Below are 24,875 nucleotides of genomic sequence, written 5' to 3' on the forward strand. Positions count from 1 at the left end.
TGGTTGGCGCCCGTTTTCATGTGTGACCCGTCTCTTTGCCGGATGAGGGGCGGGAGCGCCCCGCCTACGGGTGTCAGATCGAGAAGGAGGTGCCGCAGCCGCAGCTGGCGGTGACATTGGGGTTGTCGATGGTGAAACGCGCCCCGATCAATTCCTCGCTGAAATCGATCACGGCACCGGCGAGGAAGGGCAGGGAGGTCGGGTCGATCACCACGCGCTGTCCCTTGTCCTCCAGCACCAGGTCGTCGTCGGCCACGGCATCCAGTTTGATGTCGTACTGGAAGCCGGAACAGCCGCCGCCCTCGACCGCGACGCGCAGGGCCTGGCCTTCCGCGCCGATCTCGGCCAGGCGGTCGAAGGCACGCTCGGTGACTTTCGGGGGCAGGTTCATGGGTCGTCTCCTGAATTTCGTGTGGCCGCGACACTCTCGCGCGCCTGACATTTTGCATGTCGTCACCGCCCAATATAAGGAAGAGGGCAATAGGCGACAAGAAGCCCAAGGAACACGATCATGCGCGCGCGCTATGCCTCCGATCCCGCCCTCTCCCGCGGGCGCCTCTATCCGGAAGAGGAAAGTGCCTTCCGCTCCTGCTTCCAGCGGGACCGGGACCGGATCATCCATGCCTCGGCCTTCCGCCGGCTGAAGCACAAGACACAGGTCTTCATCGAGCATGAGGGCGACTATTTCCGCACCAGGCTGACCCATTCGATCGAGGTGGGCCAGGTGGCGCGCACCATCGCCGGCGCCCTGAACCTGAACCAGGAGCTGACCGAAGCCGTGGCCCTGGCCCATGACCTGGGCCACACGCCCTTCGGCCACACCGGCGAGGATGCCCTGCATGAGCTGATGGCACCCTATGGCGGCTTCGATCACAACGCCCAGGCGATCCGGATCGTCACCAACCTGGAACGCACCTACGCGGAATGGGACGGGCTGAACCTGACCTGGGAAAGTCTGGAAGGCATCGCCAAGCACAACGGCCCGGTCGAAGGGGCGGTGCCCGTCGCCCTGGCCGAATACAACGCCCGCCACGACCTGGAACTGCACACCCATGCCAGCGCCGAGGCCCAGGTGGCGGCGCTGTCGGACGACATCGCCTACAACAACCACGATCTGCACGACGGGCTGCGGGCGGAGCTGTTCTCGACCGACGAACTGGCCGAGCTGCCGATCCTGAAGGGCTGTTTCGCCGAGGTGGATCGCCTGTACCCCGGGTTGAACTACTACCGCCGCCGGCACGAGGCGCTGCGCCGGTTCTTTGGGGTTCTGGTGGGAGACGTGATCGACGTCAGCCGAGCCAACCTGGAGGCGCTGAACCCGGCCAGCGTGGAGGAGATCCGCAATGCGGGTCGCCCCATGGTGCAGTTCTCGCCGCACATCTGGTCGGACCTGAAGGTGATCCGCGAATTTCTCTTCCACCGCATGTACCGCGCCCCCGAGGTGGTGGAGATGCGCAAGAAGGTCACCCGGATCATCATGGAGCTCTTCCCGATCTTCATGGCCCATCCCGAGTACCTGCCCAAGCAATGGCGCAAGGATGTCGAGGAGATCGAGGGCGACGAGATGAAGCTGGCGCGCATCGTCTGCGACTACATCTCCGGCATGACGGACCGCTTCGCGATCGTCGAACATGCCCGCATCACTGGCATCGACCCGGAGCCGGGCCTGCGGGCCTCTGGCCCGGGCCATATCCGCTACGCCGACCGCGTGGCAGAGGACTGAGGCGAGATTTGACCGAATGGAAACGGGGGCGGGGCCACAGGCCTCGCCCCCGTTCGTTTCGCTACCTGTTGTCGGGCTGTGCCCGGACATTGCGCCGTCCCTTGTCCGAGATCCGGTAGGGGGAGGAGGCGCGGCTTTCGATCAGTCGTCGCCGTCGCAGCTTACCGAAGATGTCGAGTGTGCAATCGCTGAGGATCAGCCCGTCACGGGTGACGCAGGTCACTGCTGTCACCCTGCCGTTGGGCGCGCGTTCGTAGAGGATACGCCCACCCTGTGCCAGCGCGTGCAACACGCGCTGTTCGATTTTCGAGATGTTCATGATGAGATGCCGTTTGTGAAACCACGTCAGGCACGCGCGACTTCCCCTGCCGGATCATCTCCGGCGGGATCACGCGGCCGCTGGTCCCAGGAAGGGACCGTCAGCGGGTTCCGACAATCTCCAGCATCTACAATTCCCTGGCGTATGCTTTGCGGGTCGCAACTGACTTAGGCGTGGGCGCGGGCCGCTTCAAGAGGCCCGCTGTCCGCGAGGGCCGACACGCTGGCTGGCTGCGGCAATTGGGCCACGGTCGCCTCGCCCGGGGTGAGGGCCTGCGCCGGCTGCAACGGCTGGTGGTTCTTGCGATGACGTAGCTGCATCCGGCGACCGCGCTTACCCGCGACCAGAGGACGCGCGGCGGGCAGGCTTTCGCCCTCGGCCAGACGACGCAGCAGGTCGGGGAACAGGGCGGCCAGTTCCGCCCGCGCCGCCGGGCTGAGCGACCGCAGCGCCTGGGGGCCGAGGTAGAGGCTTTCGGCGGCGGCGCCCTCGGCCTCGATCACCTCGTGCCCGTCAAAGACCAGGTGGTGATAGCTGACCGCGCCCTCGGGCGTGCCCAGGGTGACGCCCGGCAGGCCGACCAGGTGCTTGGCGGCGATCAGGATCTCCTCGGCGCCGAACATCCGCTGGGCGATACGCGAGTGGACCAGCATGCGGTGTTGCTGGCTGACCGACAGGTCCCGGGCGGGCACACCGGGGCCGAGGGCGCCGGCGCGGATCTGCACCGGGCAGAGGTTCGGCTGTTTTGCCAGGCGGCTGGCGGCGACGTGCGTCGCGGCATGCCAGCGCAGGGGTTGTGGCCCGTGGTCCAGCGTCATCACCAGGTCACCGGGCGCCAGGTCTTCCACTGGGCGGGGGCCGTCGGGCGTGGCGATCAACGTGCCGGCGGTGAAACAGGGCGGCGCGGTGGAGGTGAAGGCCCCTTCGCCGATCATCAGCGCGGAATCGTATTTGGCGTCGTTGAAATCGGCCACCACGATCTTCAGCGTGTAGGTCTTGCCCGCCTCGACCTCCAGCGTCAGGTGCCCGGTCTTGATGGCGTTGAAATCGGTGTTGTAGCGCAGCCAGTCGTCGGTATCGCCGTTGTTGCGGTAGGGCCCGTTCTCCATCGAGTTCAGATTGAAATAGCCGCCCTCCTGGTGGCTGATCGGCAGCAGTTCCATGTTGTTGCCGTTCTCGTCGCCGAGGAAGACGGCGGCACTGTCCGAGTATTCGCTGCCGTAGTAGACTGGGTATTCATCGGTCAAAAAGGTCAGCGGCACGGTGTAGGTCCCGCTTTCGGTCGCGGTGAAGTTCAGCTCGATCCCCGCGGCGTCGTAGGACCGGGCGCTGCCCGGCACGACCTCCTCGATGTCGCGATCACGGCCCTGGTCCCAGTCCCAGTCATTGTGCATGTCGGTGCTGAGGTGGTCGTTGTGGTTGTCGCCCCAGCCCGCGTTGAAATCCTCGGCCCGCCCGGTGGAGAAGATCACGCCGGTGTCGCCCGGCGTCGCGTCCCGTGCGACGTCATCGCCATTGGAATAGGTGCGCGTCTGCGCCGAGGTTCCGATCAGGTCGGCCGAATTGACCTTGATTCCGCTGTCTGCGCCGAAAAGAAGCTCTGCGATGGTCTTGGCGCTCTCGGAGGAATAATCGAGATCCGACATGGTGACTGACTTTCTGCTCAGTAAAATTAACCATTTTGGCTAATTTCAATTTGACCTTCATTGTGTGTTTAATGTGGCGATGAAGGGGAAGTTTCGGTTCTTCTCATGCGTCTACGCCTAAACTGAGGAGTCTACCAGAGGGCGGGGCCACTCCCGCGCCGCGTCGCGTCAGGACGTCGCAATCGGCCGTCTCCGGGGGTGCGGACGGGCCGCCATTGACCTTGCGCGCCGGGCTGCTAAACCCGCGCGGAACACCTCAGGGATATGCCATGAACCTCTTTACCGATATTCGCGCCCTCGTTCTCGACAGCCTTGCTGCCCTGCAGGCGGAGGGGCATCTGCCGGAGGGCCTCTCCTTCGACAACGTCACGGTCGAGCCGCCGCGCGATCCGGCCCACGGGGACATGGCCACCAACGCCGCCATGGTGCTGGCCAAGCCCGCCCGCGCCAAGCCGCGCGATATCGCCGAGGCGCTGGCGCCGAAGCTGACGGAAGACCCGCGCGTGACCTCGGCAGAGGTGGCGGGCCCGGGCTTCTTGAACCTGCGGCTGGCGGGGGATGCCTGGGAAGGCATCGTTGCCGGTGTGCTGGGGCAGGGCGCGGCCTACGGACGTTCGGACATGGGCGCGGGCCAGAAGGTCAACGTGGAATACGTCTCCGCCAACCCCACCGGGCCGCTGCACGTGGGCCATACCCGTGGCGCCGTCTTCGGCGATGCGCTGGCCGCCCTGCTGGACTACGCGGGCCATGACGTGACCCGCGAATACTACATCAACGACGGCGGCGCCCAGGTCGATGTGCTGGCCCGCTCCGTCTACCTGCGCTACCTCGAAGCGCACGGGCACGAGGTGGAGTTCGCCGACGGCACCTATCCCGGTGACTACCTGATCGAGGTCGGCCAGGCCCTGAAGGAGAAGGTGGGCGACGCCTATGTCGACCAGCCCGAGGACGTCTGGCTGGAGGAGATCCGCAACTTCTCCACCGATGCGATGATGGACCTCATCCGCGAGGACCTGAAGATGCTCGGCGTCGAGATGGACGTCTTCTTCTCGGAGAAATCGCTCTACGGCACCGGCCTGATCGAGAAGGCGATCGAGCAGCTGCGCTCGCAGGGCCTGATCTATCGCGGCGTGCTGGAGCCGCCGAAGGGCAAGCAGCCCGAGGATTGGGAGCCGCGTGAACAGACCCTGTTCAAGTCGACCGAACATGGCGATGACGTGGACCGGCCGATCATGAAGTCCGACGGCGCCTGGACCTATTTCGCCCCCGACATCGCCTATCACTACGACAAGGTCAGCCGCGGTTTCGATCAGCTGATCGACGTCTTCGGCGCCGACCACGGCGGCTACGTGAAGCGGATGAAGGCGGCTGTCTCGGCCCTGTCCAACGCCCGGGTCCCGGTCGACATCAAGCTGTGCCAGCTGGTGAAGCTCTACAAGAACGGCGAGCCGTTCAAGATGTCGAAGCGCGCCGGCACCTTCATCACCCTGCGCGACGTGGTCGAACAGGTGGGCCCCGACGTGACCCGTTTCGTCATGCTGACCCGCAAGAACGACGCGCCGCTGGATTTCGATTTCGACAAGGTGCTGGAACAGTCGAAGGACAACCCGGTCTTCTACGTGCAATATGCCCACGCCCGGGTCTGCAGCGCCCTGCGCCGCGCGACCGAGGCGGGCATTGCCTGCGACGACGCCACCCTGGCCGCCGCCGACCTGTCTGGCATGACCCACGAAAGCGAACTGGCCGTGGCCCGCAAGCTGGCCGAATGGCCGCGCCTGGTGGAGATCGCGGCCCGCACGCATGAGCCGCACCGGGTGGCCTTCTACCTCTATGAGTTGGCCTCCGATCTGCACGCGCTCTACAACCGCGGCAACGAGGAAACCCAATTGCGTTTCGTCCAGGAGGACAATCCGGCGGTTTCCCAGTCGAAACTGGCACTTGCCCGGTCCGTGGCCGTTGTCATTTCCGCAGGTCTTGGTATCTTGGGCGTGAAACCGGCAGAAGAGATGCGCTAACGCACCGCTGCCGGCTGACGACAGGCACGACCCCTGATTTTCCAGCGAGACCGGGCAGCATAGCCCGGCGGGCAGAGGCATATGGCAGATTTTCCGGCGGACGGACGCTATGCGTCCTATGACGAGTATCCCGATGCACCCGGGCAACCGGCCTCCTTCGGGGGGCTTGTCACCTGGGTGGGCGGCGCCCTGTCGCTGGCCCTGATCGCGGGTGTCGGCCTCTGGGGTTACAAGATGGTCATGCGCGACGTCTCCGGCGTGCCGGTGGTGCGGGCCATGTCGGGCGAAAGCCGCCGCGTCCCCGACAGTGCCGGCGGACAGGAGGCGGAATTCCAGGGCCTCTCGGTGAACCATGTTGCCGCGACCCAGGGGGCCGAGGGCTCCGCCGGGACGGTCCGGCTGGCGCCGGCGCCCATGGGGCTGGGCGATGATGCCGTCACCGAGGCCGAGCTGGAGGCGCGCGCCCGGGCCGAGGCGGAGGCCGCGGCCCCCGTGAGCGCGCCCGCGCCGCTGGACCTGTCGAACCCCGATCGCATCCAGGACCTGGCCGCCCAGCTGTCGCAGGGCGCCGATCCGCTGACGGCGATGCAGCCGAAGACCGTGACCCCGCCCGAGACCTCTGCGGCAAGCGAGGCTGAGTCCGCCGCGCGCCGTCCCACGGGGGGCGTGGCCGTCGCCGTGCGCCCGAAGACGCGCCCGGACGAACTGCTGGCCAATGTCGCCGCGCGCCAGGTGGCGGGCCCCGTGTCCACCCCCGAAACCGTGCTGGACGTGGCACCGGAGGAGGTGCCCCTGGGCACCCGCATGGCCCAGCTGGGCGCCTTCGGATCGCATGACGTCGCAGTGCAGGAATGGGACAAGTTCGCCGCCCGCTTCGGCATCTACATGGATGGCAAGCAGCGGGTGATCCAGCGCGCCGAAAGCGGCGGCCGGATCTTCTATCGCCTGCGCGTTCTGGGCTTCGACGACCTCTCCGACAGCCGCCGCTTCTGCGCCGCGCTGGTGGCCGAGGGCGCCGACTGCATCCCCGTCTCGGCGAAGTAAATGGCCTTCGGCGCAACCATCCTGGACCCGACCGGCCTGCGGCTGACGCCGGAGGAAAAGGCGCTGTTCTCCGCGACGCAGCCCTTCGGCTTCATCCTCTTCGCCCGCAACATCGACAGCGCCGAGCAGGTCCGCGCGCTTTGTGACGAGTTGCGTGAGAGCGTCGGCCGCAACGCGCCCATCCTGCTGGATCAGGAGGGGGGCCGCGTGCAGCGCCTGCGCCCGCCCCTCGGCACCGACTGGGAGCCGCCGCTGGACTTCGCCGCGCGTGCCGGCGTCCACGCCGAGGAAGCGATGCGCCTGCGCTATGCCATCACGGCGGCGGAAATGCGCGCCGTGGGTATCGACGTGAACTGTGCGCCGCTGGTCGACGTGGCGGGCGAGGGCACCCATCCCTTCCTGTATAACCGCTGCTACGGCACCGATGCCGCGCAAGTGGCCCGGCTTGGCCGCGCCGTGGCGCAGGGGCTGATGCAGGGTGGCGTGCTGCCGGTGGTGAAACACATCCCCGGCCATGGCCGGGCGCAAGCCGACAGCCACCTGGAGCTGCCGCGTGTGACCGCCTCGCTGGAGGAACTGGACGACGTTGATTTCGCCCCCTTCAAGGTGCTGAACGATCTGCCCATGGGGATGACCGCACACCTGGTTTATGACGCGCTGGATCCCGACCGCCCCGCGACCCTGTCGCCGGTGGTGATGCAGGCGGTCCGCAACCGCATCGGGTTCGACAACCTGCTGATGACCGATGACCTGACGATGAAGGCGCTGGCGGGGGAGCCGGCCGATCTGGCATTGGCCTCGCTGGAAGCGGGCTGCGACGTGGCGCTGCTGTGCAATGCCGATCTCGACACGCGGACCCGCGTGGCGGAGGCCGTCGGCCTGATGACCCCGCCGGCACAGGCGCGGGCGGAACGGGTGATGGCCCTGCAGGCCCCGGCGCCCGCGCTTGACATTGACGCCCTGAAAGCCAAGCTGACCGCCTTGATGAACGGGTAAGCGATGGCCGCCGACGATTTCGAAGACGACACCCCGCTGCGGCGGCTGGAGACGGATGCCTCCGGCCCGGACGGGCAGGGGCGCATCACCGTGGCCGAACGGCTGGCGGCGGAGGCGCTGATCGTCGACGTGGAAGGCTTCGAAGGGCCGCTCGACCTGCTGCTGACGCTCAGCCGCACGCAGAAGGTCGATCTGATGAAGATCTCGATCCTGACGCTGGCGGAACAGTACCTGGCCTTCGTCGAGAAGGCCAAGACCCTGCGGATCGAGCTGGCCGCCGATTACCTGGTGATGGCGGCCTGGCTGGCTTTCCTGAAGTCGCGCCTGCTGCTGCCGCCCGACCCCGAGGAAGAGGGCCCGTCCGGCGAGGAACTGGCCGCCCACCTGGCGTTCCAGCTGGAACGGCTTCAGGCCATGCGCGACGTGGCTGCCCGGCTGATGGCGCGCGATCAGAAGGGGCGCGATTTCTTCGTGCGTGGCGTGCCCGAAACCGTGGAGCGGGTGCGCAAGGTGACCTATTCCGCCACCCTGCTGGAGCTGATGCAGGCCTATGCCCGCATCCGCACCAAGGACGAATTCCGCCCCTTCGTCATGGACCGCGACAACGTCTTCACCATGGAACAGGCGCTGGATCACATGCGCTCGATGGTTGGCTTCGCCGGAACCTGGACCGAACTGTCGGCCTACATGCCCCCCGGCTGGACCAGCGACCCGGTGCGCCGCCGCTCGGTCACCGCGGCCACCTTTGCCGCCTCGCTGGAACTGGCGAAGGAGGGCAAGGTGATGATCCGCCAGTCCGAGACCTTCGCCCCCATTCAACTGCGCCGCCGGGAGGACCGCAAAGATGGCTGACCCCGATCCCGAGACCCCCGAGGACGACGTGAGCGAGGCTACGCTGGCTGCCGAGACCCCCGAGGCCGATGGCCCGCGCGAGAGCCTTTTCGAGGCGCCGCCCCTGGGCGAGCAGGAACGCATGGTCGAGGCGATCCTCTTTGCCTCCTCCGAGCCGGTCACCGTGGCCGACCTGAACGCCCGCATGCCGCACGGCTGCGACGGCGCGGCGGCGGTGGAGCAATTGCAGAAACGCTATGAGGGGCGCGGGGTACGGGTGGTCCGCGTGGCGGAGGCCTGGGCGATCCGCACGGCGCCCGACCTGGGCTTCCTGCTGCAGAAGGAGACGGTGGAGACCCGCAAGCTGTCGCGCGCGGCGATCGAGACCTTGGCGATCATCGCCTACCACCAGCCCGTCACACGCGCCGAGATCGAGGAGATCCGGGGCGTCAGCGTGTCCCGCGGGACCATCGACCTGCTGTTGGAACTGGAGTGGATCCGCTTTGGTCGGCGTCGGATGACCCCGGGCCGCCCGGTCACCTTCGTGGTGACGCCGCATTTCCTTGATCACTTCGGGCTGGAAACGCCGCGCGACCTGCCGGGTCTGAAGGACCTGCGCGCCGCCGGCCTTCTGGACAGCCGCCCGCCGCCGGGTCGCGACGAGGAGGAGCGCGAGAGCGACGAGGAACAGGCCGACATGTTCGACGAAGACGCGGTGATCGAGCCCGACGAGGACGAATGAGACCCCGTGCTCTCACCTCGGTGTGAGGGGGCCATGCATTCTCCGCCGTTTGCTGTTACCTTGTGTCCGAACCCAAGGAAGGGACAGGACATGAACGCAGACAGATTGATCCGCATGCTGTTCAACCGGGTGCTGCGCCGCTCGGTCAACAAGGGCATGAACGCCGGGATCGACCGGATGGCCGGCGACAGCCCCGAAGGGCAGCAGCGCGCCAAGCAGAGCAAGAAGATGGCCCGCCAGGCCCGTCAGGCACAGCGCGTGGTGCGCAAGCTCGGCCGGTTCTGAGCGGCCGCGGTCAGATCGCCACCCGGCGCGGTGCCAGGCACTCGATCAGCGCCAGCGTCAGGCATGTGGCCGAGATCAGGTTGCACCAGGCGATCCCGCCGGCCTCGTAGGGCAGGCGGAAGGTCAGCGCACCGCCCAGCACGGCCAGGTAGGTGATCGAGGAATTCAGACCGAGAATCGCGCCGCGCTGGCTGGCCTCCAGCCCGGCCAGGCGGCTGACGACGAAGTTCAGCGCGAAGTGCTGCATGATCCCCCAAGCCAGCGCCAGCGCCAGCAGCAGGCCATAATGCGGGGCCGAGACCGAGAAGGCCAGGTAGACCATCAGCAGCCCGGCAAAGCTGATCGCGCCGGCGCTGATCTGTGGCAGCCGGTCGAAGTGGCGATCAAAGAGCGTCGCGATCCCGAAGCCGCTGCCGTAGCAGAGGATCACCAGGCCGGCCGCATCGGTCCCACGGGCCAGGTCGTCGGCCACATGCACCCCAATGAAGGCGAAGGTGCCGTAGAAGCCCGTCATCAGCAGCCCGGCAGAGGCCAGCCCGCGCCAGATCCCCGGCACCCGCAGCGCGGTCAGCGGCGAGGTGGCGCTCCCGACGCGGCGCACGGACAGGTCCGCCCGCATCAGCGCCAGGTACAGCAGCCCCATGAAGACCAGCAGCAACCCATAGACCGCGCGCCAGCCGACCCATTCGGCTACGAACCCCGCGCCCGCGACGCCCGCCACCAGGGCCAGCGTCCAGCCTGACAGCATCAGGCCCATGGAGCGTTTCTCCTCGCCCGGCGGCCCCAGCTCCGGCGCCAGCCCGTAGATCGCCGGAATGGCGATCCCCGCGCCCAGCCCGCCGATGGCCTGTGCCCCGATCAGCACCCATTTGCCCGGCGCCAGGGTGGAGACCAGCAGCGAGATCAGCAGCAAGACCAATGCCTGCATCAGCGCCGGACCCGGCCCGATGCGGTCCGCGCGCGGGGCCAGCAGCAGGGCCGACAGCGCAGTGGTGCCGCCGTAGGCCGCCGCGGCCTGAAGGATCTCGGCCGGTTCGGTGCCCAGGTCACGGGCGACGGCGGCGCTGATCGGGGCCAGCACCATGGAATTGGCGCCCACGACGGCGATGGCGCCGGTCATCAGGGCGAGGGGTTTGGTGATGAATGCCATGGGGTCTTCGTCTTGGAGCAGGGAGAGGGAGGGGGGCGCTGCGGTGCCCTCAGCCGCTGCGGAAATGCTTCGACAGCTTCAGACCCTGGCCCTGGTAGTTCGAGGCGATCTCCTGCCCGTAGAGGGTCTCGGGGCGTTCGGCCATCTTCTCGAAGACCAGGCGGCCCACGACCTGGCCGTCCTCCAGCACGAAGGGCGCCTCGTGACAGCGCACCTCCAGCACCCCGCGCGAGCCCGAGCCGCCAGCCTCGGCATAGCCGAAACCGGGATCGAAGAAGCCGGCGTAATGCACGCGGAATTCCCCCACCATGGCGAGGTAGGGGGCCATCTCGGCGGCATAGTCGGGGGGAATCGTCACCGCTTCACGGCTGACGAGGATGTAGAAGGCGCCCGGGTCGAGAATGATCTGGCGATCCTCGGTGCGCACAGTCTCCCAGAACTCGTGCGGATCGTACTGGCCGATCCGGTCCAGGTCGATGACGCCGGTATGGGGTTTCGCACGATAGCCCACCAGGCGGTCGGGGCCGGGCGACAGGTCGACGGAGAAGCCGAGGCCCTGTTCGATCACCGCGTGGCCGCTGACCAGCGGGGTTTCGGCATGCAGCGCGCGCAGGGCGTCATCCGACAGCGCCGCGTGGCCGGCGCGGAAGCGGATCTGGTTCAGGCGCATGCCGGGCCGAACGAGGACCGAGAAGCTGCGCGGGCAGATCTCCGCATAGAGGGGGCCGGTGTAACCGGCGGGGATTCGGTCGAATTCCGTGCCGCCATCGGTGATCAGCCGGGTCAGCAGATCCAGCCGCCCGGTGGAGCTCTTGGCGTTGGCCATCGCCGCGGTGCCCTCGGGCAGGGCGAGCGATTCCATCAGCGGCACCACGTAGACACAGCCCTTTTCCAGCACCGCGCCATCGCTCAGATCGACCTTGTGCATCTCGAACTCGGCCAGCCGGTCGGCCACGCTGCGGCCCTTGCCCGACAGGAAGGAGGCCCGCACGCGCCAGGCCACATTGCCCAGGCGCAGGTCGAGGCTGGCGGGCTGGATCTGTTCGGGGATGATCTCGGGCGTGCCCGTGACCTCGCCCGCGGCGATCATGCGTTTCAGGTGCTGGCTGGGCAGGATGCCGGTCATGGGCCATGTCTCCTTCTGGAGTGGCAGACTACGGCGTGCAGGGGACGAAGAAAAGCGCCAAGACCCGCCGGAGAAAGGGTTTTCTCCAGCGGGTCTTTGGTGACCGACGATTGGTATCGGGGATATTTGGTCGGGCTAGCAGGACTCGAACCTGCGACCTTCCGTCCCCCAGACGGACGCGCTACCAGGCTGCGCTATAGCCCGACGGTTCGCGCTTTCTATCCGATCTGAGGCTGGGGGCAAGGGGTTTTTCGCGCCTTTGGCCGCAAAAATTCGGGCGCCTTTTCAAGGGCTGCCCGGGCCGGTCTCAGCGCAGTGCGACGAGGTCTTGTGCCAGGGCCAGGGCGCGCGCGGCCGTGGCCGGGGGCAGGGGGCTGCGGCGGGAGAGGAGGCACGACAGGACACCGGATTCGGGCGCGAAGGCGTCATCCTCGGGGTCGTCCGGCACGGTGACCGGCGCAGGCGCGACAGGGGGCTCGGCGGCTGCGGCCACCGTCGCGGCGGTGGTCTCCTCGACCTCGGGTGCTTCCTGCGCGTCCAGGTCGGAGAAGAGATTGCGATCCTCGCTATCTCCCTCGTCCTGATTGTCCGACTCGGCCGCGACAACCGGCGTCTCGGTCAGGTCGGGCGCCCGGGGCGCTTCGGCGGCGACGTCGGTCGTCATCGTCGCGTGTCCGGGAAGCGGATCCGCGGGGGCATCCTCTGCCGGCGGGGCTACCGCGTCGGCGGCGGCGGCGGGACCGCTCTCGCTGCCGTCAGGCGGCATCATGGCATCGGGTCCGGCCTCGGGTGGGGCGCTGCGCGGCTTCAGCTGCACGACCTCCGCTTCCAGCGGCACGGCCAGATCATCCAGCGGCGGCGACATGGCGGCCACATGGGCAATGCCGCGATCCCGCAGCAATTTCTGCACGCCCTTGATGGTCATGCCTTCTTCGTGCAGCAACCGCTTGATCCCGCCCAGCAATTCCATGTCGGAGGGGCGGTAGTACCGACGCCCGCCGGCGCGTTTCACCGGGCGGACCTGGGTGAACTTGCTTTCCCAGAAACGCAGGACATGCGCGGGCGTGCCGAGCCACTCGGCCACCTCGGAAATGGTGCGGAAGGCATCTGCGGACTTGGGCATCTATATGCCCCTCAGCTGCCCTTGTTGCCGGCGGCGACGCGATCTTTCATCAGATGCGAGGGCCGGAAGGTCAGCACGCGGCGCGGGTTGATCGGCACTTCCTGGCCGGTCTTGGGGTTGCGCCCCACCCGGGCGGCCTTCTCACGGACCGAGAAGGTCCCGAAGGAGGAGATCTTGACCTGTTCGCCGTCGACCAGCGCGTCGGACATGTGATTGAGAACAGACTCCACCAGCTGCGCGGAGTCATTGCGCGACAGGCCGACCTCGCGGAAGACGGCTTCGCTCAGGTCCATTCTGGTCAGGGTCTTTTCACTCATCATCGATCCCTCTCTGGTTGGGTCAGCATAGGCACCGCGCAATTTCCGAGTCAACATCAATGGTCTGATACCAAAGGAGAATGCGGCTTTGCAGCAGGGGCTGCCCGGCTGTTACCAGCGGATCACGACCGATCCCCAGGCCAGACCGCCACCGATAGCCTCGGCCACCAAGACCTGGCCGGGGGTGATCTTGCCCTCGGCGACGCCCACCGAAAGAGCCAGGGGAATCGACGCAGCGGAGGTGTTGCCGTGATCTTGGACGGTCACGATCACCTGCTCCATCGGAACGCCCATCTTCTTGGCCGTGCCCTGGATGATGCGGATATTGGCCTGGTGCGGCACGATCCAGTCGACGTCCTCGGCGCTCAGCTGGGCCTTTTCCAGCGAGGCCTCGGCGGTCGCGGCCAGCTTGCCCACGGCCTGACGGAAGAGCGGGTTGCCCTGCATCCGCAGCTTGCCCGCCACGCCGGAGGTGGACACGCCGCCGTCGACATAGAGCATCTCGCGATAGCGCCCGTCGGAGTTCAGGTCGCAGGCCAGGATGCCACGATCCTGCGACGAGCCGGAGCCAGTGCGCGCCTCCAGCACCAGGGCACCGGCGCCGTCGCCGAACAGCACGCAGGTCGACCGGTCGGTCCAGTCCATGATGCGCGAGAAGGTCTCGGCGCCGATCACCAGGACCCGCTTTGCCTGACCCGACAGGATCATCCCGTTGGCGTTGGCCAGGGCGAAGATGAAACCGGCGCAAACCGCCTGCACGTCGTAGCCGAAGCCACGGGTCATGCCGAGGCCTTCCTGGACCATCGTGGCGACGGAGGGGAAGGTCAGGTCGGGGGTCGAGGTGGCGACGATCACGCAGTCGATGTCGTCGGCGGAAAGCTCTGCGTTGCGAAGGGCTTGCTCGGCGGCCTTGATCGCCATCTGCGAGGTGGTTTCCCCCTCGGCGGCGAAGTGCCGGCGCTCGATGCCCGAGCGCGTGCGAATCCATTCGTCGGTGGTGTCGAGGGTCTTTTCGAACTCGGCGTTTGGCACGATGCGTTCGGGAAGATAATGTCCGACGCCGGTTGCTACTGCGCGAATAGTCATTCGGTCTCCGTCCCTCGTTCCGCGGCATCCTGTGCCAGCGAAACGGCGGATGCAACCCGTGCCGCGATCTTCTCCTGAAAACCGCTGGCCGCCAGCTGATAGGCCAGTTTGACGGCGGCGGAAACCCCCATGGCGTCGGCCGAACCATGGCTTTTCACCACCGGCCCGTTCAGCCCGAGGAAGACACCCCCGTTGACGCGGCGCGGGTCGATGCGTTTCTGCAGGCGCCGCAGCGAAGTCAGCGCCAGCACAGCGGCAAAGCGCGACAGGGGCGAATACTTGAAGGCTTCCTTCAGCAGGTCGCCGATCAGCGAGGCAGTGCCTTCGCCGGTCTTCAGCGCCACGTTGCCGGTAAAGCCGTCGGTGACGATCACGTCGCAACGATCGCCGGGGATGTCACCGCCCTCGACGAAGCCGACGTATTCGAAATTCGCCTGCTCAGCCGCTTCGCTGATCAGCTCATGCGCGACCTTCAGCTCGGGCCGGCCCTTGTGCTCCTCGGTGCCGACGTTCAGCAGGCCGATGCGGGGGCGGGCCAGGTTCATGCCGTTGCGCGCATAGGAAGCCCCCATGAGCGCATATTGCAGCAGGTCCTTTTCGTCGGCGCGGATGTCGGCGCCGACGTCCAGCATGACGTTGAACCCCTGCGGGTTGCGCGAGGGCCAGAGCACGGCGATGGCCGGGCGGTTGACCCCCGGCAGCTTGCGCAGGCGCATCATCGACAGCGCCATCAGCGCGCCGGTGTTGCCGCAGGACACGCAGACCTCGGCCTCGCCGTCGCGCACGGCGTCCAGCGCCGACCACATCGAGGTCGACTTGCCATGGCGGACCACCTGGCTGGGCTTGTCGTCCATGGTCACGACGTCGCTGGCATCGCGCACGGTGACGCGGCCCGCCAACCCACGCTTGCGCGCGATCAGCCGGTCCAGCTCGTCCTTGGGGCCGTGCAGGATGAAATCGATGTCCGGGTTCTTCCGCGCCGAACGCGAAATGCCGGCAACAACAGTTGCCGGCCCGCGGTCGCCGCCCATGGCGTCGACGGAAAGAACGACGCGGCGCGCGGCCGCTTCGCCGGGAAGGGACTCGTTCCTGTCCTGATCTGACGGATGAGACGCAGACATTTAGGACAGATGCTCCCCGGCGTTCACGGCCTTATGCCGCGTCTTCGTCCAGATCGATCTCGTCGGCCAGCGCGACAACTTCGCGCTCGGCGTAGTGGCCGCAGGAGGGGCAGACGTGGTGGGGGCGTTTCAGCTCACCGCAGTTGCCGCACTCGTTGGGGTTCGCAGCCGTCAGAGCGTCGTGCGCACGACGGTTGTTGCGGCGCGACTTGGAGACTTTGTTCTGTTGGACAGCCATGTCACAACCTATCGTATTCGGGGGCCAAAGCATGAAACCCGGCCCGGTTTCTCGTGGATGCGAGGCTCTTAGTCGGACAGGCCCGTCGCATTCAACCCAAAATTCGGATGGAAGCGCGAAAATACTGCGAAAAAGATCCCTTGCAAGCGATTCTTTGGGGCTGGGCCGGACTGCGCAGGGGCAAGCCGGGCCAATGAGGACTGGCGCGGCACCCGCGCCGGTCCTCAGTTCTTGGTCCCGTCCGAGTCATCGCCCTCGTTGCGGCGGGCGGCCAGCAGGTCAGCAAGGCCCGCGAGGGGCTTGGTGTCCTCATCGGTCATCGCGGTCTTGCCGGGTTCGGTGAACTCCTGCTGCTCCATCTCGACGCCTTCGGCGCGCGGGTAAAGGGGCAGGGCCAGCGCCAGCGCCTCGGCCATGACGGCGGCCGGGTCGATGTGGCTGCCCAGCTTCTCCAGCGTTTCATCCTCGGGCATTTCGACCTCTTCGGACTCGACGTTGGTCTCATCGGGCAGATGCGGGGTGAAGCGACGTGTGACGTCTTCCTCGATCCGCGTGGTCACGGGGGCGAGGGTGACCGAGCAGGGTTGGACGACGGTGGCGCCCAGGTGGCCGGTCAGCAGCCAGTCGCGTTTGCCGGCGGGGCGGATCTCACCCTTGAAGACGACCTTGCGCAGGGCCTTCAGATCCAGCATCTCAGCCAGCCCGGACAGCTCTGCGGCCTCGGGCGTCAGCGAGAAAGGGGTCGGCGCGGTCTTGGGCAGGGCGGACACCCGCAGCGCGGTGGCGGAGGTTTCGGTCATGGGGGCCTTTCGTGCTTTCTTGCACCAGTGTAACTCGTTATGTAGGCGAGGTAGAAGCCTGTGCACTGGAAAACAAGAGGGGCAAGATGGCGGGGATCGGCAAGAAAGCAAGCGCAATCGTCATGGCAGTGGCCATGTTGGGGATTGCCGGCTGTACGGCACAGTATCGAAACCACGGCTACATGCCGGACGAAGAGATCCTGTCGCAGATCACCGTTGGCGTAGATACACGCGACACCGTCCTGGAGACCTTGGGCGCCCCGACGACCTCCGGCGTGCTGGAGCAGGGCGACTTCTACTACATCCGCACCCGGATGGAGCAATATGCCTGGAAACGACCCCAGCCGGTGGAGCGCACGGTCATGGCCGTCAGCTTCGACCAGCGGGACGTGGTCAGCAACATCGAGACCTTCGGCCTGGAAGAGGGCCGGGTGGTGACCCTGGAGAGCCGCGTCACCAGCTCCTCGACCGCCGACAAGACGTTCATCCGTCAGCTTCTGGGCAACCTGGGCCGGTTCAATGCGGCCTCGGTCCTGGGCGGCGAGTAAGCGCATCGGCGCGCGCGGCGCCCCGACAATAGTTTCCTGCGAAGGCCCGGAGCGTGACAGACGCGCCGGGCCTTTCATTTTTCGCTTTTGCGCGTTTTGTCGTTGGGCCTTTCCCCCTCGGACCTTGTGGCTGTCACGATGCGGTCACATCTGTCATGCTAGGCGAAGCGGAACCTGATCCGCCCCGCCGACGGAGAGCCTGACATGCTGTCGCTGAAGAAGGGGCGCTATGCCGCCCGCCTGGCCGAGACCCCCGCAGACATTCTTGCCGCGCAGCGGCTGCGCGCGCTGACCTTCCTCGGCGATGCCGACCGGCCCGACGCCGACGACTTCGATTCGATCTGCGCCCACATCCTGGTCGAGGACACGCGTAGCGGCACCCTGGTCTGCTGTTTCCGCATGCTGCCCCTGGCCGCCGGGCGCGAGATCGGGCGCAGCTATTCCGCGCAGTACTACGAGCTGTCGAGCCTGGAGAGCTTCGAGGGGCCGATGGTCGAGATGGGGCGGTTCTGCATCCACCCCGACTACCGCGATCCGGACATCCTGCGCGTGGCCTGGGGGGCGATGACCGCCTACGTGGACCGCAACGGGGTCGAGATGCTGTTCGGCTGTTCGTCCTTCAAGGGCACCGATGCCGAGGCCTACCTGGATGCCTTTGCCATGCTGAAGGAAAAGCACCTGGCGCCGAAGCGGTTCCTGCCGCGGGTCAAGGCGCCCAAGGTCTTCCGCTTCGCCCAGAAACTGCGGCGCAAGCCCGATGCGAAACGCGCCATGCTGGGCATGCCGCCGCTGCTGCGCACCTACCTGTTGATGGGGGGCTGGGTGTCGGACCATGCGGTGGTCGATCCCAAGATGAACACGCTGCACGTCTTCACCGGGCTGGAGATCAAGGCCATTCCCCCGGCGCGCAAGCGTCTGCTGCGCGCCACCGCCGGATAAGTCCCATTCGCGTCGGCCCGTTCAGGGGTAGTCGCGGCCCTTGCGGGGCCGGAAGGCCGGCAGGGTGAGGCTGCGTAGCAAAGCCGCCCCGCGCAGCGCGAAGACAAGGGCAAAACCTGTCACCGCAGCGGCCAGGCGGCTTTCCCCGCCGGCGGCGACCAGCACCGTTGCACTGGCGCCCAGGGCGGCGGCGGTCACATAGATTTCCCGCCGCAGGATGATCGAGGGCTCCTGTCCCAGCGTGTCGCGCAGGATGCCCCCGACGGTGCCGGAAAAGACCCCCATGATGACTGCGACCAGCCCCGCGACGCCCTGGTCCAGCGCCTTCAGCGTCCCGGCGATGGCGGCAAAGCCCAGCCCGAAACAGTCCAGCCAGAGGATCAGCACCATCCGCGACTGGACGAGGTGCGCGGTGAAATGCAGCACCACGGCGATGCCCAGACACAGGGCCAGTGGAAATGGGTTCTCGATCCAGAAAACGGGCACGTCCAGCAGAAGGTCCCGCAGGGTGCCGCCGCCGACCCCGGTGATCGCGGCGAACCACATGAAGCCGAAGATATCCAGTTCCTTGCGCGAGGCGACCAGCGCCCCGGTGGTGGCAAAGACCAGCGTGGCCAGCGCGTCGGCGGCAAAGAGCAGGGGATGGTCGATCATCGGGCAGGTCCATGCGGTGGCGAAAGGGGGCGGTCGGCCCGCCAGACGTGCCACGGGGGCAGGCCGTGCGGCAACACTTCACTGCGCATAGGGCTGGGCGCAGGGCGGGGCGGCCCCCTTCAGATGGGGATCAGGATGCCTGCGCAGACCGGGGACAGACCGCTCAACTGCACAGTTTTCGATCAAATGCCGCCCGTCACAGGGCTGTTTTACCCATGCAGGACAGCGTTTCCCGGGCCATTGTTGACTAAATGGTAAAAAATTGAGTTCCTGATGCCAATACACAGGCCCGACCACAAGGGCCAACCACAACAGGGGTGTGCCATGACTGTCTCGCTTAAAACCACCTTCACGGGTCTCGACTTCGTAAATCCTTTCATCCTTGCCTCGGCCCCGCCGACCGAAAGCAAGCGCAAGATCATGAAGGCCTTCGAGGCCGGCTGGGGGGGCGTCGTCACCAAGACGATCGGCCTGCATCCGGTGGAAAACGTCGCCGGGCCGAAAACCATCTACCAGCGCGCCAGCGAGGAGAAACCCTATGTCTCGCGGATGAAGCGGCCCGACACCGTGTCGCATTCCTCCTGGAACTGGGAACTGATCTCGGACCAGCCGCTGGAACAGTGGCTGCCGGACCTGAAGGAGATCAAGGAGGCCTACCCGGACCGCATGGTCATCGCCTCGATCATGGCGGGTGCCGATGGCGAGGAAGAGATGCAGAACTGGCGCAAGCTGGCCCGCGCCGTGGTCGATGTCGGCTGCGACGGGATCGAGCTGAACATGTCCTGCCCCCACATGGACCGCAAGGACATGGGCGCCCATATCGCCAATGACGAGGACATCATCCGCTCCGTCCTGGCGGCCGTCACCGATGAGGTCGATGTGCCGATCTGGGTGAAGCTGACGCCGGCGACCTCGACCCTGGTCGACGCCGCGGGGGCGGCCTATGCGGCCGGCGCCTCGGCGATCTCGCTGTGCAACACCTTCCCCTCGCTGCCGCTGATGGATCCCGAAACCCACAAGTTCGAGGTGGAGGTCGACGGCTACGTCACCTCCGGCGGTCTCGGGGGGCTAGCGATCCTGCACCAGGCACTGCAGCGCGTGTCCGACATTTCCCGCGCCTACCCGGATCAGTCGATTTCCGGCATCGGGGGCATCAAGGGTTTCCGCGAGGCCTTCAACTTCATCGCCCATGGTGCCGGCAACCTGCAGGTCTGCACCGCCGCGATGGAGGAAAAGGGCAGTGGCGGCGTCGGCGTGCAGCTGATCAAGGAGCTGTGCGACGATCTGGCGGCCTACATGGAAAGCAAGGGCTACACCTCGATCGAGGATTTCCGCGGCATCGCCCGCGAACGCATCGTCGAGCATTCCAAGATCCGCCGGAAGAGCGAGGACTACAACGGCGGCTTCATGAAATCGGCCTGATCGGCGGACTGCGGGGCGGGCTGCGGCGCGCCCTGTTCACCGCAAATCTCTGACGAGGGCGTCGCAGCCCCACCTTCGGGTGGGCGTTGCGGCGCCCTCGACCTTTCTGGGCAGTCGTATGGGCCGCGGCGCTGCCGTTCGTCCTGCCATCCCAGCTTGACGCCGCCGCGGCGCCTGATTAGCTGCGCGCCATGGCACAGGCACCCCTTCTCCAACTCACCTCGATCTCCCTGACCTTCGGCGGCGATCCGGTTTTCGACGATCTTTCCCTCTCCGTGCAGCCCGGCGACCGGGTGGCCCTGGTGGGGCGGAACGGGTCGGGCAAATCCACCCTGATGAAGGTCATGGCGGGCCTGGTGGAGGCGGACAAGGGCGAGGTCGTCCTCAGCCCGGGCACCACCGTGGGCTACATGGAGCAGGAGCCGGACATGTCCGGCTTCGCCACCCTGGGCGAATTCGCCATGTCGCGGCTGGACGTGTCGGAACAGTACAAGGTCGAGATCGCGAGCGAGGGGCTGAAGTTCGATCCCAACCGCCCGGTGGACACCGCCTCGGGCGGCGAGAGGCGCCGTGCGGCACTGGCCAAGCTGATGGCGGAGGCGCCCGAGCTGATGCTGCTGGACGAGCCGACCAACCACCTCGACATCGAGGCCATTGCCTGGCTGGAAAACGAGCTGAAGCAGACCCGCGCGGCCTATGTGCTGATCTCCCACGACCGCGCCTTCCTGCGTGCGCTGACCCGCGCCACCCTGTGGATCGACCGCGGGGCCGTCCGGCGGCAGGAGAAGGGGTTCGAGGATTTCGAGGCCTGGCGCGACAAGGTCTGGGAGGAAGAGGACATCGCCCGCCACAAGCTCGATCGCAAGATCAAGGCCGAGGCCCGCTGGGCCGTGGAGGGCATCAGCGCGCGGCGCAAGCGCAACCAGGGCCGGGTGCGCAACCTCCAGGCCCTGCGCGAGGAGCGCGGCAACCAGATCCGGCGCAAGGGCACCGCCGCGATGGAGCTGGAGGCCGGACCTGCCAGCGGCAAGAAGGTGATCGAGGCCAAGGGCCTGGCCAAGGGCTTCGGCGACAAGCGGATTGTGACGAAATTCGACCTGCTGGTGAACCGCGGTGACCGGGTGGCCTTCGTCGGCCCCAACGGGGTGGGCAAGACGACCCTGATCAAGATGCTGATGGGAGAGGTCGCCCCCGACGAGGGCGAGGTGAAGCTGGGCACCAATCTGGTGCCTGCCATCTTCGACCAGAGCCGCGCGGCGCTGGATCCGGAAATGACCCTGTGGGAAAGCCTGACCGGCGACAAGGAAATGCGCGTCTCGGGCGCCGCCGACCAGGTGATGGTGCGCGGCACGCCCAAGCATGTGGTGGGATACCTGAAGGAGTTCCTCTTCGACGAGGCGCAGGCCCGCGCCAAGGTCAAATCGCTGTCGGGCGGTGAAAAGGCGCGCCTGCTGCTGGCCAAGCTGATGGCGAAGGAATCGAACATTCTGGTTCTCGACGAACCGACCAACGACCTGGATGTCGAAACGCTGGACCTGCTGCAGGAACTGCTGGACGACTACGACGGCACCGTGCTGCTGGTCAGCCACGACCGCGATTTTCTCGACCGGGTGGCCTCGACGACGATCGCGATGGAGGGCAATGGCCGCGCGACCGTCTATGCCGGTGGCTGGACGGATTATCGCGCGCAGCGCGAGGAGCGGCTGGCAGAGCTGGGCGAGGGGTCGCCCAAGGCGTCTGCCAAATCCGAGGCGCCGAAGACGGAGGCCGCCAAACCCGCGCCCAAGGCCCAGAAGGCGGGCCTGTCCTTCACCGAGAAGCACCGGCTGGAGGAACTGCCGTCGGTGATCGAGCGGATCGAGGCGGAGATCGCCAAGCTGGAGGCCTTCCTGGCGCAGCCGGACATGTACCAGAAGGAGCCGGTGAAGTTCCAGAAGGGCACCGAGGCGCTGGCCGAGCGGCAGAAGATGCTGGCCGCCGCCGAGGAGGAATGGATGGAGCTAGAGGAAAAGGCGGCGGGTTGATCGCGCCCGACGCCTCTTCAGGGTTTGGTCCAGTTGCCGACATCTTGGGTGTTGACCGACTGGAAGTTGCTCCGCTGGGTCGCCGGGGAGACTTGGCAGGGGTCGGATTGAGCCCCTGCGCCGATTCTCGCGACTACCCTGCCTTGCCCGGTGCCGTGTTGAACCAGCCGCGCTTGGTCACCCAGCTCAGCTGCACCACGGTCAGGATGATGCGGTAGAGGTGGTGCAGGGTCACCACCGCCGGGCTGGCGTTCAGAGACAGCGCCACCAGGGCCATTTCCGTCACGCCCCCCGGCGCGAAGGAGATGAACAGCACGTCCAAGTCCAGACCGGTCAGCGGCGCCACGGCGAAGGACATGCTCAGGCCGATGGCCAGCATCGACGTGACCGACAGCGCCGACAGCCAGGTGGCGCGCAGCAGCCGGGTCCATTCCACGCCGATGAACCGGGTGCCCAGCGAGGTGCCGATGACCACCTGAGAGCCCGAAACGACCCATTGCGGCGCCTCGATCACCGCCAGCCCCGAGAGCGTCAGGATAGCGGCACAGATCATCGGGCCGATCAGCTGCGAGGCGGGCAGGTGCAGGCGGCGGAAGACGACAAGCCCCACCAGGGCCGCGCCGAAGACCTCCGGCAGGTGCTCCAGCCCGACGGCGTGGCCGTTGAAGCTGATGCCGGCGGATGAGCCGACGGGGTGGCCGTACCACAGCGACAGGGCCACCGGCAGGCCGGCCACCACCACGATGATGCGCAGGAACTGCTGCACCGCCAGGATGCGCACATCGGCCCCGGCCTGTTCGCCCGCGATGATCGAGTCGATCAGCCCGCCCGGTGCCCCGGCGTAGAAGGCCGTGGCACGGTCATAGCCGCCGAGGCGGCGGAAGATGACGAAGTTGACCGCCTGCGTCAGCGGCACGAAAAGCGTCAGCGCCAGGATCGAGGCCCAGAGCCGCGGCACGTTGCCGACCACCTCCCAGCTGATCTGCGCCCCGATGGTCGCCCCGATGGTGGCGATGAAGAGCGAACGGAAGCCTTCGGGGAAGCGGTAGTCGCGGGGCAGGGCGCGGGGGAAGACGGCTGTCAGGATCCCGACCAGGAAGAGCGAGCCCAGCATGTAGGGCAGGGGCAGATGCGCCAGGTGCGCCAGGTAGCCGCCGGTCAGCCCGACGAGGCAGAGAACGACGACGCGGGCGATTGTCCTGGGAAGATCTTGCAAGGGTCAGCGGGCCGGTGATCTGGGCGCCGCAGGGCGCCGGGCCAGAGCTTCGGAACGGTCCAAAGAAAGGGCCGCCCGGCACCGGGCGCGGGAATGGAAAACGCGCGAAAGAGATGGAGCGGGTAGCGAGCTCCGGTGGAGAGTTTTTTTCACTTTGAATTCAGTGAAGAGGTGTCCCGTAGCTCTTAAGCTAGCGGTTTATTGAAATCAATAGGTTGCAGCCAAGGTGTCCCACGAAATTCTCACCAATCCATGCGCTCAAGAGTTGCCATTGCGGTCCTTGCGAGATTCCAGCGATCCACGCCCTTAGTGTAGACTTCAGATGTCTGGGCCTGGGTATGCCCGTGGATGGTCATGATCTGGTATTGAGAGCATCCTTCCTGGGCGAGTAGGTTCCCGGCGGCCTTGCGGACGCCGTGGGCCGATCGGCCCTTAAGACCCGCCGCATCGCACCAGCGCCGGAACATGGTGCCCAGGGAGTCCGGGCTGGAGAACGGCGCGCCCTTGGCGTTAAGCAGGTAGGTCCGGCCTTGCACGGAACAGGCCCTGGTGGCCCTATAGAGGGGCGGCAGCATGGGAATGGTCACCTCGGCCGAGCCGCGCTTTGAAGGCTGCCAGCGGAGAGCCTGGACGCCCTGCACGTTGGTCTCATGATCTCGGCCGAGCCATATCGCATCACCGATCCGGCAGGCTGTGAACATGAGAAGGGTGAGGCAGAGGTGGGGTGTTGTCCCTGCCGGGTGCTTGTTTCGGAATTTCTTGAGGTCATCAGGGGACCACGGCACCGCGCCGCCCTTGCCGCTGTCTATCCGGCCGATGCCGATGGCAGGGTTCACGTCGCACAGGCCGCGCTCGCAAGCCCATCGGTACATCGACCGTATGCCCTCAATGATGCTGTCAGCGCGGGCCGGGGTGGCGACGAACTCGTCGCGCAGCTCGACCAGCTTCGCCTGCGGCATCGCCATGGCATAATCGCCGTAGCGATCTGTCAGCACCTTCATCACCCCGATGCGCTTTTTCAGGGTGAGGGGCGACGTGGCGCCGGCGGCCACGTCGCGTTCCATCGCCGCCAGGTGCTTTGCTGCAATCCAGCCGATGGAATGGCGGATAGCCCTCTCCTCCGGCGTGGACTCGGGCGTAAGGATCACGCCGGCTCGCGCTGCGTGGTAGATCTCAACGAACTGCGGGTGATCCGGTGCCACGGAGAGCCGAATGCGGCGCTTCTTGTCCCCCTCCACGCGCACCCGATAGCGGATGCTGCCGGAGGGTAGCTTTTCCGCCAAGAGGCCGGGGTATCGGATTTTCATCGCGGTCACGTCCAGGAGAGGGGCTGCCGCCTATCATCGAGGGCGTCCTTGCCCTGAGCAACCCTCTGGTCGCCGTAGGTAAATTTCACGCCTTCAGGTCCGACGGATGCGATACGGGCGTCGGGGTGGAACTTCCTGACCGTCTCGAGCGCCTCATTGATCTGGCGCGACGTGGGCATCGCAGGGGCGGGGGATTTCGCCAT

Annotated in this window: 26 protein-coding genes and 1 tRNA gene; 11 read left to right on the forward strand and 16 right to left on the reverse strand. The window is 66.7% G+C overall.

Annotation, left to right across the window (positions count from 1 at the left end):
- Positions 1 to 73: 73 nt before the first annotated feature.
- Positions 74 to 391, reverse strand: a complete 318-nt coding sequence (locus LC066_RS00450; RefSeq protein WP_085888131.1) for a HesB/IscA family protein — start codon at positions 389 to 391, stop codon at positions 74 to 76.
- 120 nt (positions 392 to 511) lie between these two features.
- Here LC066_RS00450 and LC066_RS00455 point away from each other — a divergent pair, with 120 nt between their 5' ends.
- Positions 512 to 1,723, forward strand: a complete 1,212-nt coding sequence (locus tag LC066_RS00455) for a deoxyguanosinetriphosphate triphosphohydrolase (RefSeq protein ID WP_224896090.1) — start codon at positions 512 to 514, stop codon at positions 1,721 to 1,723.
- 61 nt (positions 1,724 to 1,784) lie between these two features.
- On the opposite strand, the gene LC066_RS00460 is transcribed toward LC066_RS00455, so the two are convergent.
- The gene (locus LC066_RS00460) at positions 1,785 to 2,042 is read right to left on the reverse strand and encodes a YjhX family toxin (RefSeq protein ID WP_085888127.1); all 258 of its coding nucleotides are present in this window, start codon (positions 2,040 to 2,042) and stop codon (positions 1,785 to 1,787) included.
- Positions 2,043 to 2,209: 167 nt separating this feature from the next.
- The gene (locus LC066_RS00465; RefSeq protein WP_224896091.1) at positions 2,210 to 3,688 is read right to left on the reverse strand and encodes a Hint domain-containing protein; all 1,479 of its coding nucleotides are present in this window, start codon (positions 3,686 to 3,688) and stop codon (positions 2,210 to 2,212) included.
- Positions 3,689 to 3,957: 269 nt separating this feature from the next.
- Here LC066_RS00465 and argS point away from each other — a divergent pair, with 269 nt between their 5' ends.
- The 6 genes from argS (at position 3,958) to LC066_RS00495 (ending at position 9,601) form a co-directional block, all read left to right on the forward strand.
- On the forward strand, positions 3,958 to 5,703 hold the full coding sequence (gene argS / locus LC066_RS00470) for an arginine--tRNA ligase (RefSeq protein ID WP_224896092.1): 1,746 nt from the start codon (positions 3,958 to 3,960) through the stop codon (positions 5,701 to 5,703).
- Positions 5,704 to 5,784: 81 nt separating this feature from the next.
- Positions 5,785 to 6,747 carry an SPOR domain-containing protein gene (locus LC066_RS00475; protein ID WP_224896093.1) on the forward strand — a complete coding sequence of 321 codons (963 nt, stop codon included), beginning with the start codon at positions 5,785 to 5,787 and terminating at the stop codon, positions 6,745 to 6,747.
- On the forward strand, positions 6,748 to 7,743 hold the full coding sequence (gene nagZ, locus LC066_RS00480; protein WP_224896094.1) for a beta-N-acetylhexosaminidase: 996 nt from the start codon (positions 6,748 to 6,750) through the stop codon (positions 7,741 to 7,743).
- Between the two features lie 3 nt (positions 7,744 to 7,746).
- Positions 7,747 to 8,595, forward strand: a complete 849-nt coding sequence (locus tag LC066_RS00485; protein ID WP_085888117.1) for a segregation and condensation protein A — start codon at positions 7,747 to 7,749, stop codon at positions 8,593 to 8,595.
- Positions 8,588 to 9,316 carry an SMC-Scp complex subunit ScpB gene (gene scpB / locus LC066_RS00490; RefSeq protein WP_224896095.1) on the forward strand — a complete coding sequence of 243 codons (729 nt, stop codon included), beginning with the start codon at positions 8,588 to 8,590 and terminating at the stop codon, positions 9,314 to 9,316. Before LC066_RS00485 ends, scpB begins: the two co-directional genes overlap by 8 nt.
- Positions 9,317 to 9,406: 90 nt before the next feature.
- Positions 9,407 to 9,601 carry a hypothetical protein gene (locus LC066_RS00495; RefSeq protein ID WP_085888113.1) on the forward strand — a complete coding sequence of 65 codons (195 nt, stop codon included), beginning with the start codon at positions 9,407 to 9,409 and terminating at the stop codon, positions 9,599 to 9,601.
- A 10-nt stretch (positions 9,602 to 9,611) separates the two neighbouring features.
- On the opposite strand, the gene LC066_RS00500 is transcribed toward LC066_RS00495, so the two are convergent.
- The 9 genes from LC066_RS00500 to LC066_RS00540 all read right to left on the reverse strand — a co-directional run bounded on the left by LC066_RS00500 (position 9,612) and on the right by LC066_RS00540 (position 16,562).
- Positions 9,612 to 10,751 carry an MFS transporter gene (locus LC066_RS00500; protein ID WP_224896096.1) on the reverse strand — a complete coding sequence of 380 codons (1,140 nt, stop codon included), beginning with the start codon at positions 10,749 to 10,751 and terminating at the stop codon, positions 9,612 to 9,614.
- Positions 10,752 to 10,800: 49 nt separating this feature from the next.
- Entirely contained in the window at positions 10,801 to 11,877 is a 1,077-nt protein-coding gene (locus LC066_RS00505) for a 2'-deoxycytidine 5'-triphosphate deaminase (protein ID WP_224896097.1), read from the reverse strand.
- A 127-nt stretch (positions 11,878 to 12,004) separates the two neighbouring features.
- Positions 12,005 to 12,081 (reverse strand) — tRNA-Pro (locus LC066_RS00510).
- Between the two features lie 103 nt (positions 12,082 to 12,184).
- A complete protein-coding gene (locus LC066_RS00515; protein ID WP_224896098.1) occupies positions 12,185 to 13,000 on the reverse strand; it encodes a MerR family transcriptional regulator in 816 nt (271 codons plus the stop codon).
- A gap of 11 nt (positions 13,001 to 13,011) precedes the next feature.
- Positions 13,012 to 13,317: an integration host factor subunit alpha gene (gene ihfA, locus LC066_RS00520; RefSeq protein WP_085888105.1), complete on the reverse strand. Its 306-nt coding sequence runs from the start codon at positions 13,315 to 13,317 to the stop codon at positions 13,012 to 13,014.
- A 111-nt stretch (positions 13,318 to 13,428) separates the two neighbouring features.
- On the reverse strand, positions 13,429 to 14,403 hold the full coding sequence (locus tag LC066_RS00525) for a beta-ketoacyl-ACP synthase III (RefSeq protein ID WP_224896099.1): 975 nt from the start codon (positions 14,401 to 14,403) through the stop codon (positions 13,429 to 13,431).
- Positions 14,400 to 15,524 (reverse strand): phosphate acyltransferase PlsX, encoded by a 1,125-nt coding sequence (plsX, locus tag LC066_RS00530; protein WP_222479215.1) that lies wholly within the window; start codon positions 15,522 to 15,524, stop codon positions 14,400 to 14,402. Before plsX ends, LC066_RS00525 begins: the two co-directional genes overlap by 4 nt.
- Before the next feature lie 31 nt (positions 15,525 to 15,555).
- Complete coding sequence (rpmF, locus tag LC066_RS00535) at positions 15,556 to 15,762, reverse strand: 50S ribosomal protein L32 (RefSeq protein WP_085888100.1); 207 nt, start codon at positions 15,760 to 15,762, stop codon at positions 15,556 to 15,558.
- Positions 15,763 to 15,986: 224 nt separating this feature from the next.
- Positions 15,987 to 16,562 carry a YceD family protein gene (locus tag LC066_RS00540; protein WP_224896100.1) on the reverse strand — a complete coding sequence of 192 codons (576 nt, stop codon included), beginning with the start codon at positions 16,560 to 16,562 and terminating at the stop codon, positions 15,987 to 15,989.
- An 86-nt stretch (positions 16,563 to 16,648) separates the two neighbouring features.
- Between LC066_RS00540 and LC066_RS00545 the strand changes: the two genes are divergently transcribed.
- Together LC066_RS00545 and LC066_RS00550 are read left to right on the forward strand one after the other, a co-directional pair.
- Positions 16,649 to 17,110, forward strand: coding sequence for an outer membrane protein assembly factor BamE (locus LC066_RS00545; RefSeq protein WP_222479212.1), 462 nt, complete (start codon positions 16,649 to 16,651; stop codon positions 17,108 to 17,110).
- Positions 17,111 to 17,314: 204 nt separating this feature from the next.
- A complete protein-coding gene (locus LC066_RS00550; protein WP_224896101.1) occupies positions 17,315 to 18,049 on the forward strand; it encodes a GNAT family N-acetyltransferase in 735 nt (244 codons plus the stop codon).
- A gap of 21 nt (positions 18,050 to 18,070) precedes the next feature.
- Here the strand turns inward: LC066_RS00550 and LC066_RS00555 are convergent, their stop codons facing one another.
- Positions 18,071 to 18,703: a trimeric intracellular cation channel family protein gene (locus LC066_RS00555; protein WP_224896102.1), complete on the reverse strand. Its 633-nt coding sequence runs from the start codon at positions 18,701 to 18,703 to the stop codon at positions 18,071 to 18,073.
- A 324-nt stretch (positions 18,704 to 19,027) separates the two neighbouring features.
- Between LC066_RS00555 and LC066_RS00560 the strand changes: the two genes are divergently transcribed.
- Entirely contained in the window at positions 19,028 to 20,125 is a 1,098-nt protein-coding gene (locus tag LC066_RS00560; protein ID WP_224896103.1) for a tRNA-dihydrouridine synthase, read from the forward strand.
- A 191-nt stretch (positions 20,126 to 20,316) separates the two neighbouring features.
- Positions 20,317 to 22,149, forward strand: coding sequence for an ABC-F family ATP-binding cassette domain-containing protein (locus tag LC066_RS00565; protein ID WP_224896104.1), 1,833 nt, complete (start codon positions 20,317 to 20,319; stop codon positions 22,147 to 22,149).
- 133 nt (positions 22,150 to 22,282) lie between these two features.
- On the opposite strand, the gene LC066_RS00570 is transcribed toward LC066_RS00565, so the two are convergent.
- From LC066_RS00570 to LC066_RS00580, 3 genes are all read right to left on the reverse strand, one after another.
- Positions 22,283 to 23,365 (reverse strand): AbrB family transcriptional regulator, encoded by a 1,083-nt coding sequence (locus LC066_RS00570; protein WP_224896105.1) that lies wholly within the window; start codon positions 23,363 to 23,365, stop codon positions 22,283 to 22,285.
- 242 nt (positions 23,366 to 23,607) lie between these two features.
- Entirely contained in the window at positions 23,608 to 24,672 is a 1,065-nt protein-coding gene (locus LC066_RS00575; protein WP_224896699.1) for a tyrosine-type recombinase/integrase, read from the reverse strand.
- Between the two features lie 5 nt (positions 24,673 to 24,677).
- On the reverse strand, positions 24,678 to 24,875 hold the full coding sequence (locus LC066_RS00580) for a hypothetical protein (protein ID WP_224896106.1): 198 nt from the start codon (positions 24,873 to 24,875) through the stop codon (positions 24,678 to 24,680).

Origin of the sequence: Pseudooceanicola marinus (assembly GCF_020177265.1) — a bacterium.
Classification (GTDB): Bacteria; Pseudomonadota; Alphaproteobacteria; order Rhodobacterales; family Rhodobacteraceae; genus Pseudooceanicola; species Pseudooceanicola marinus_A.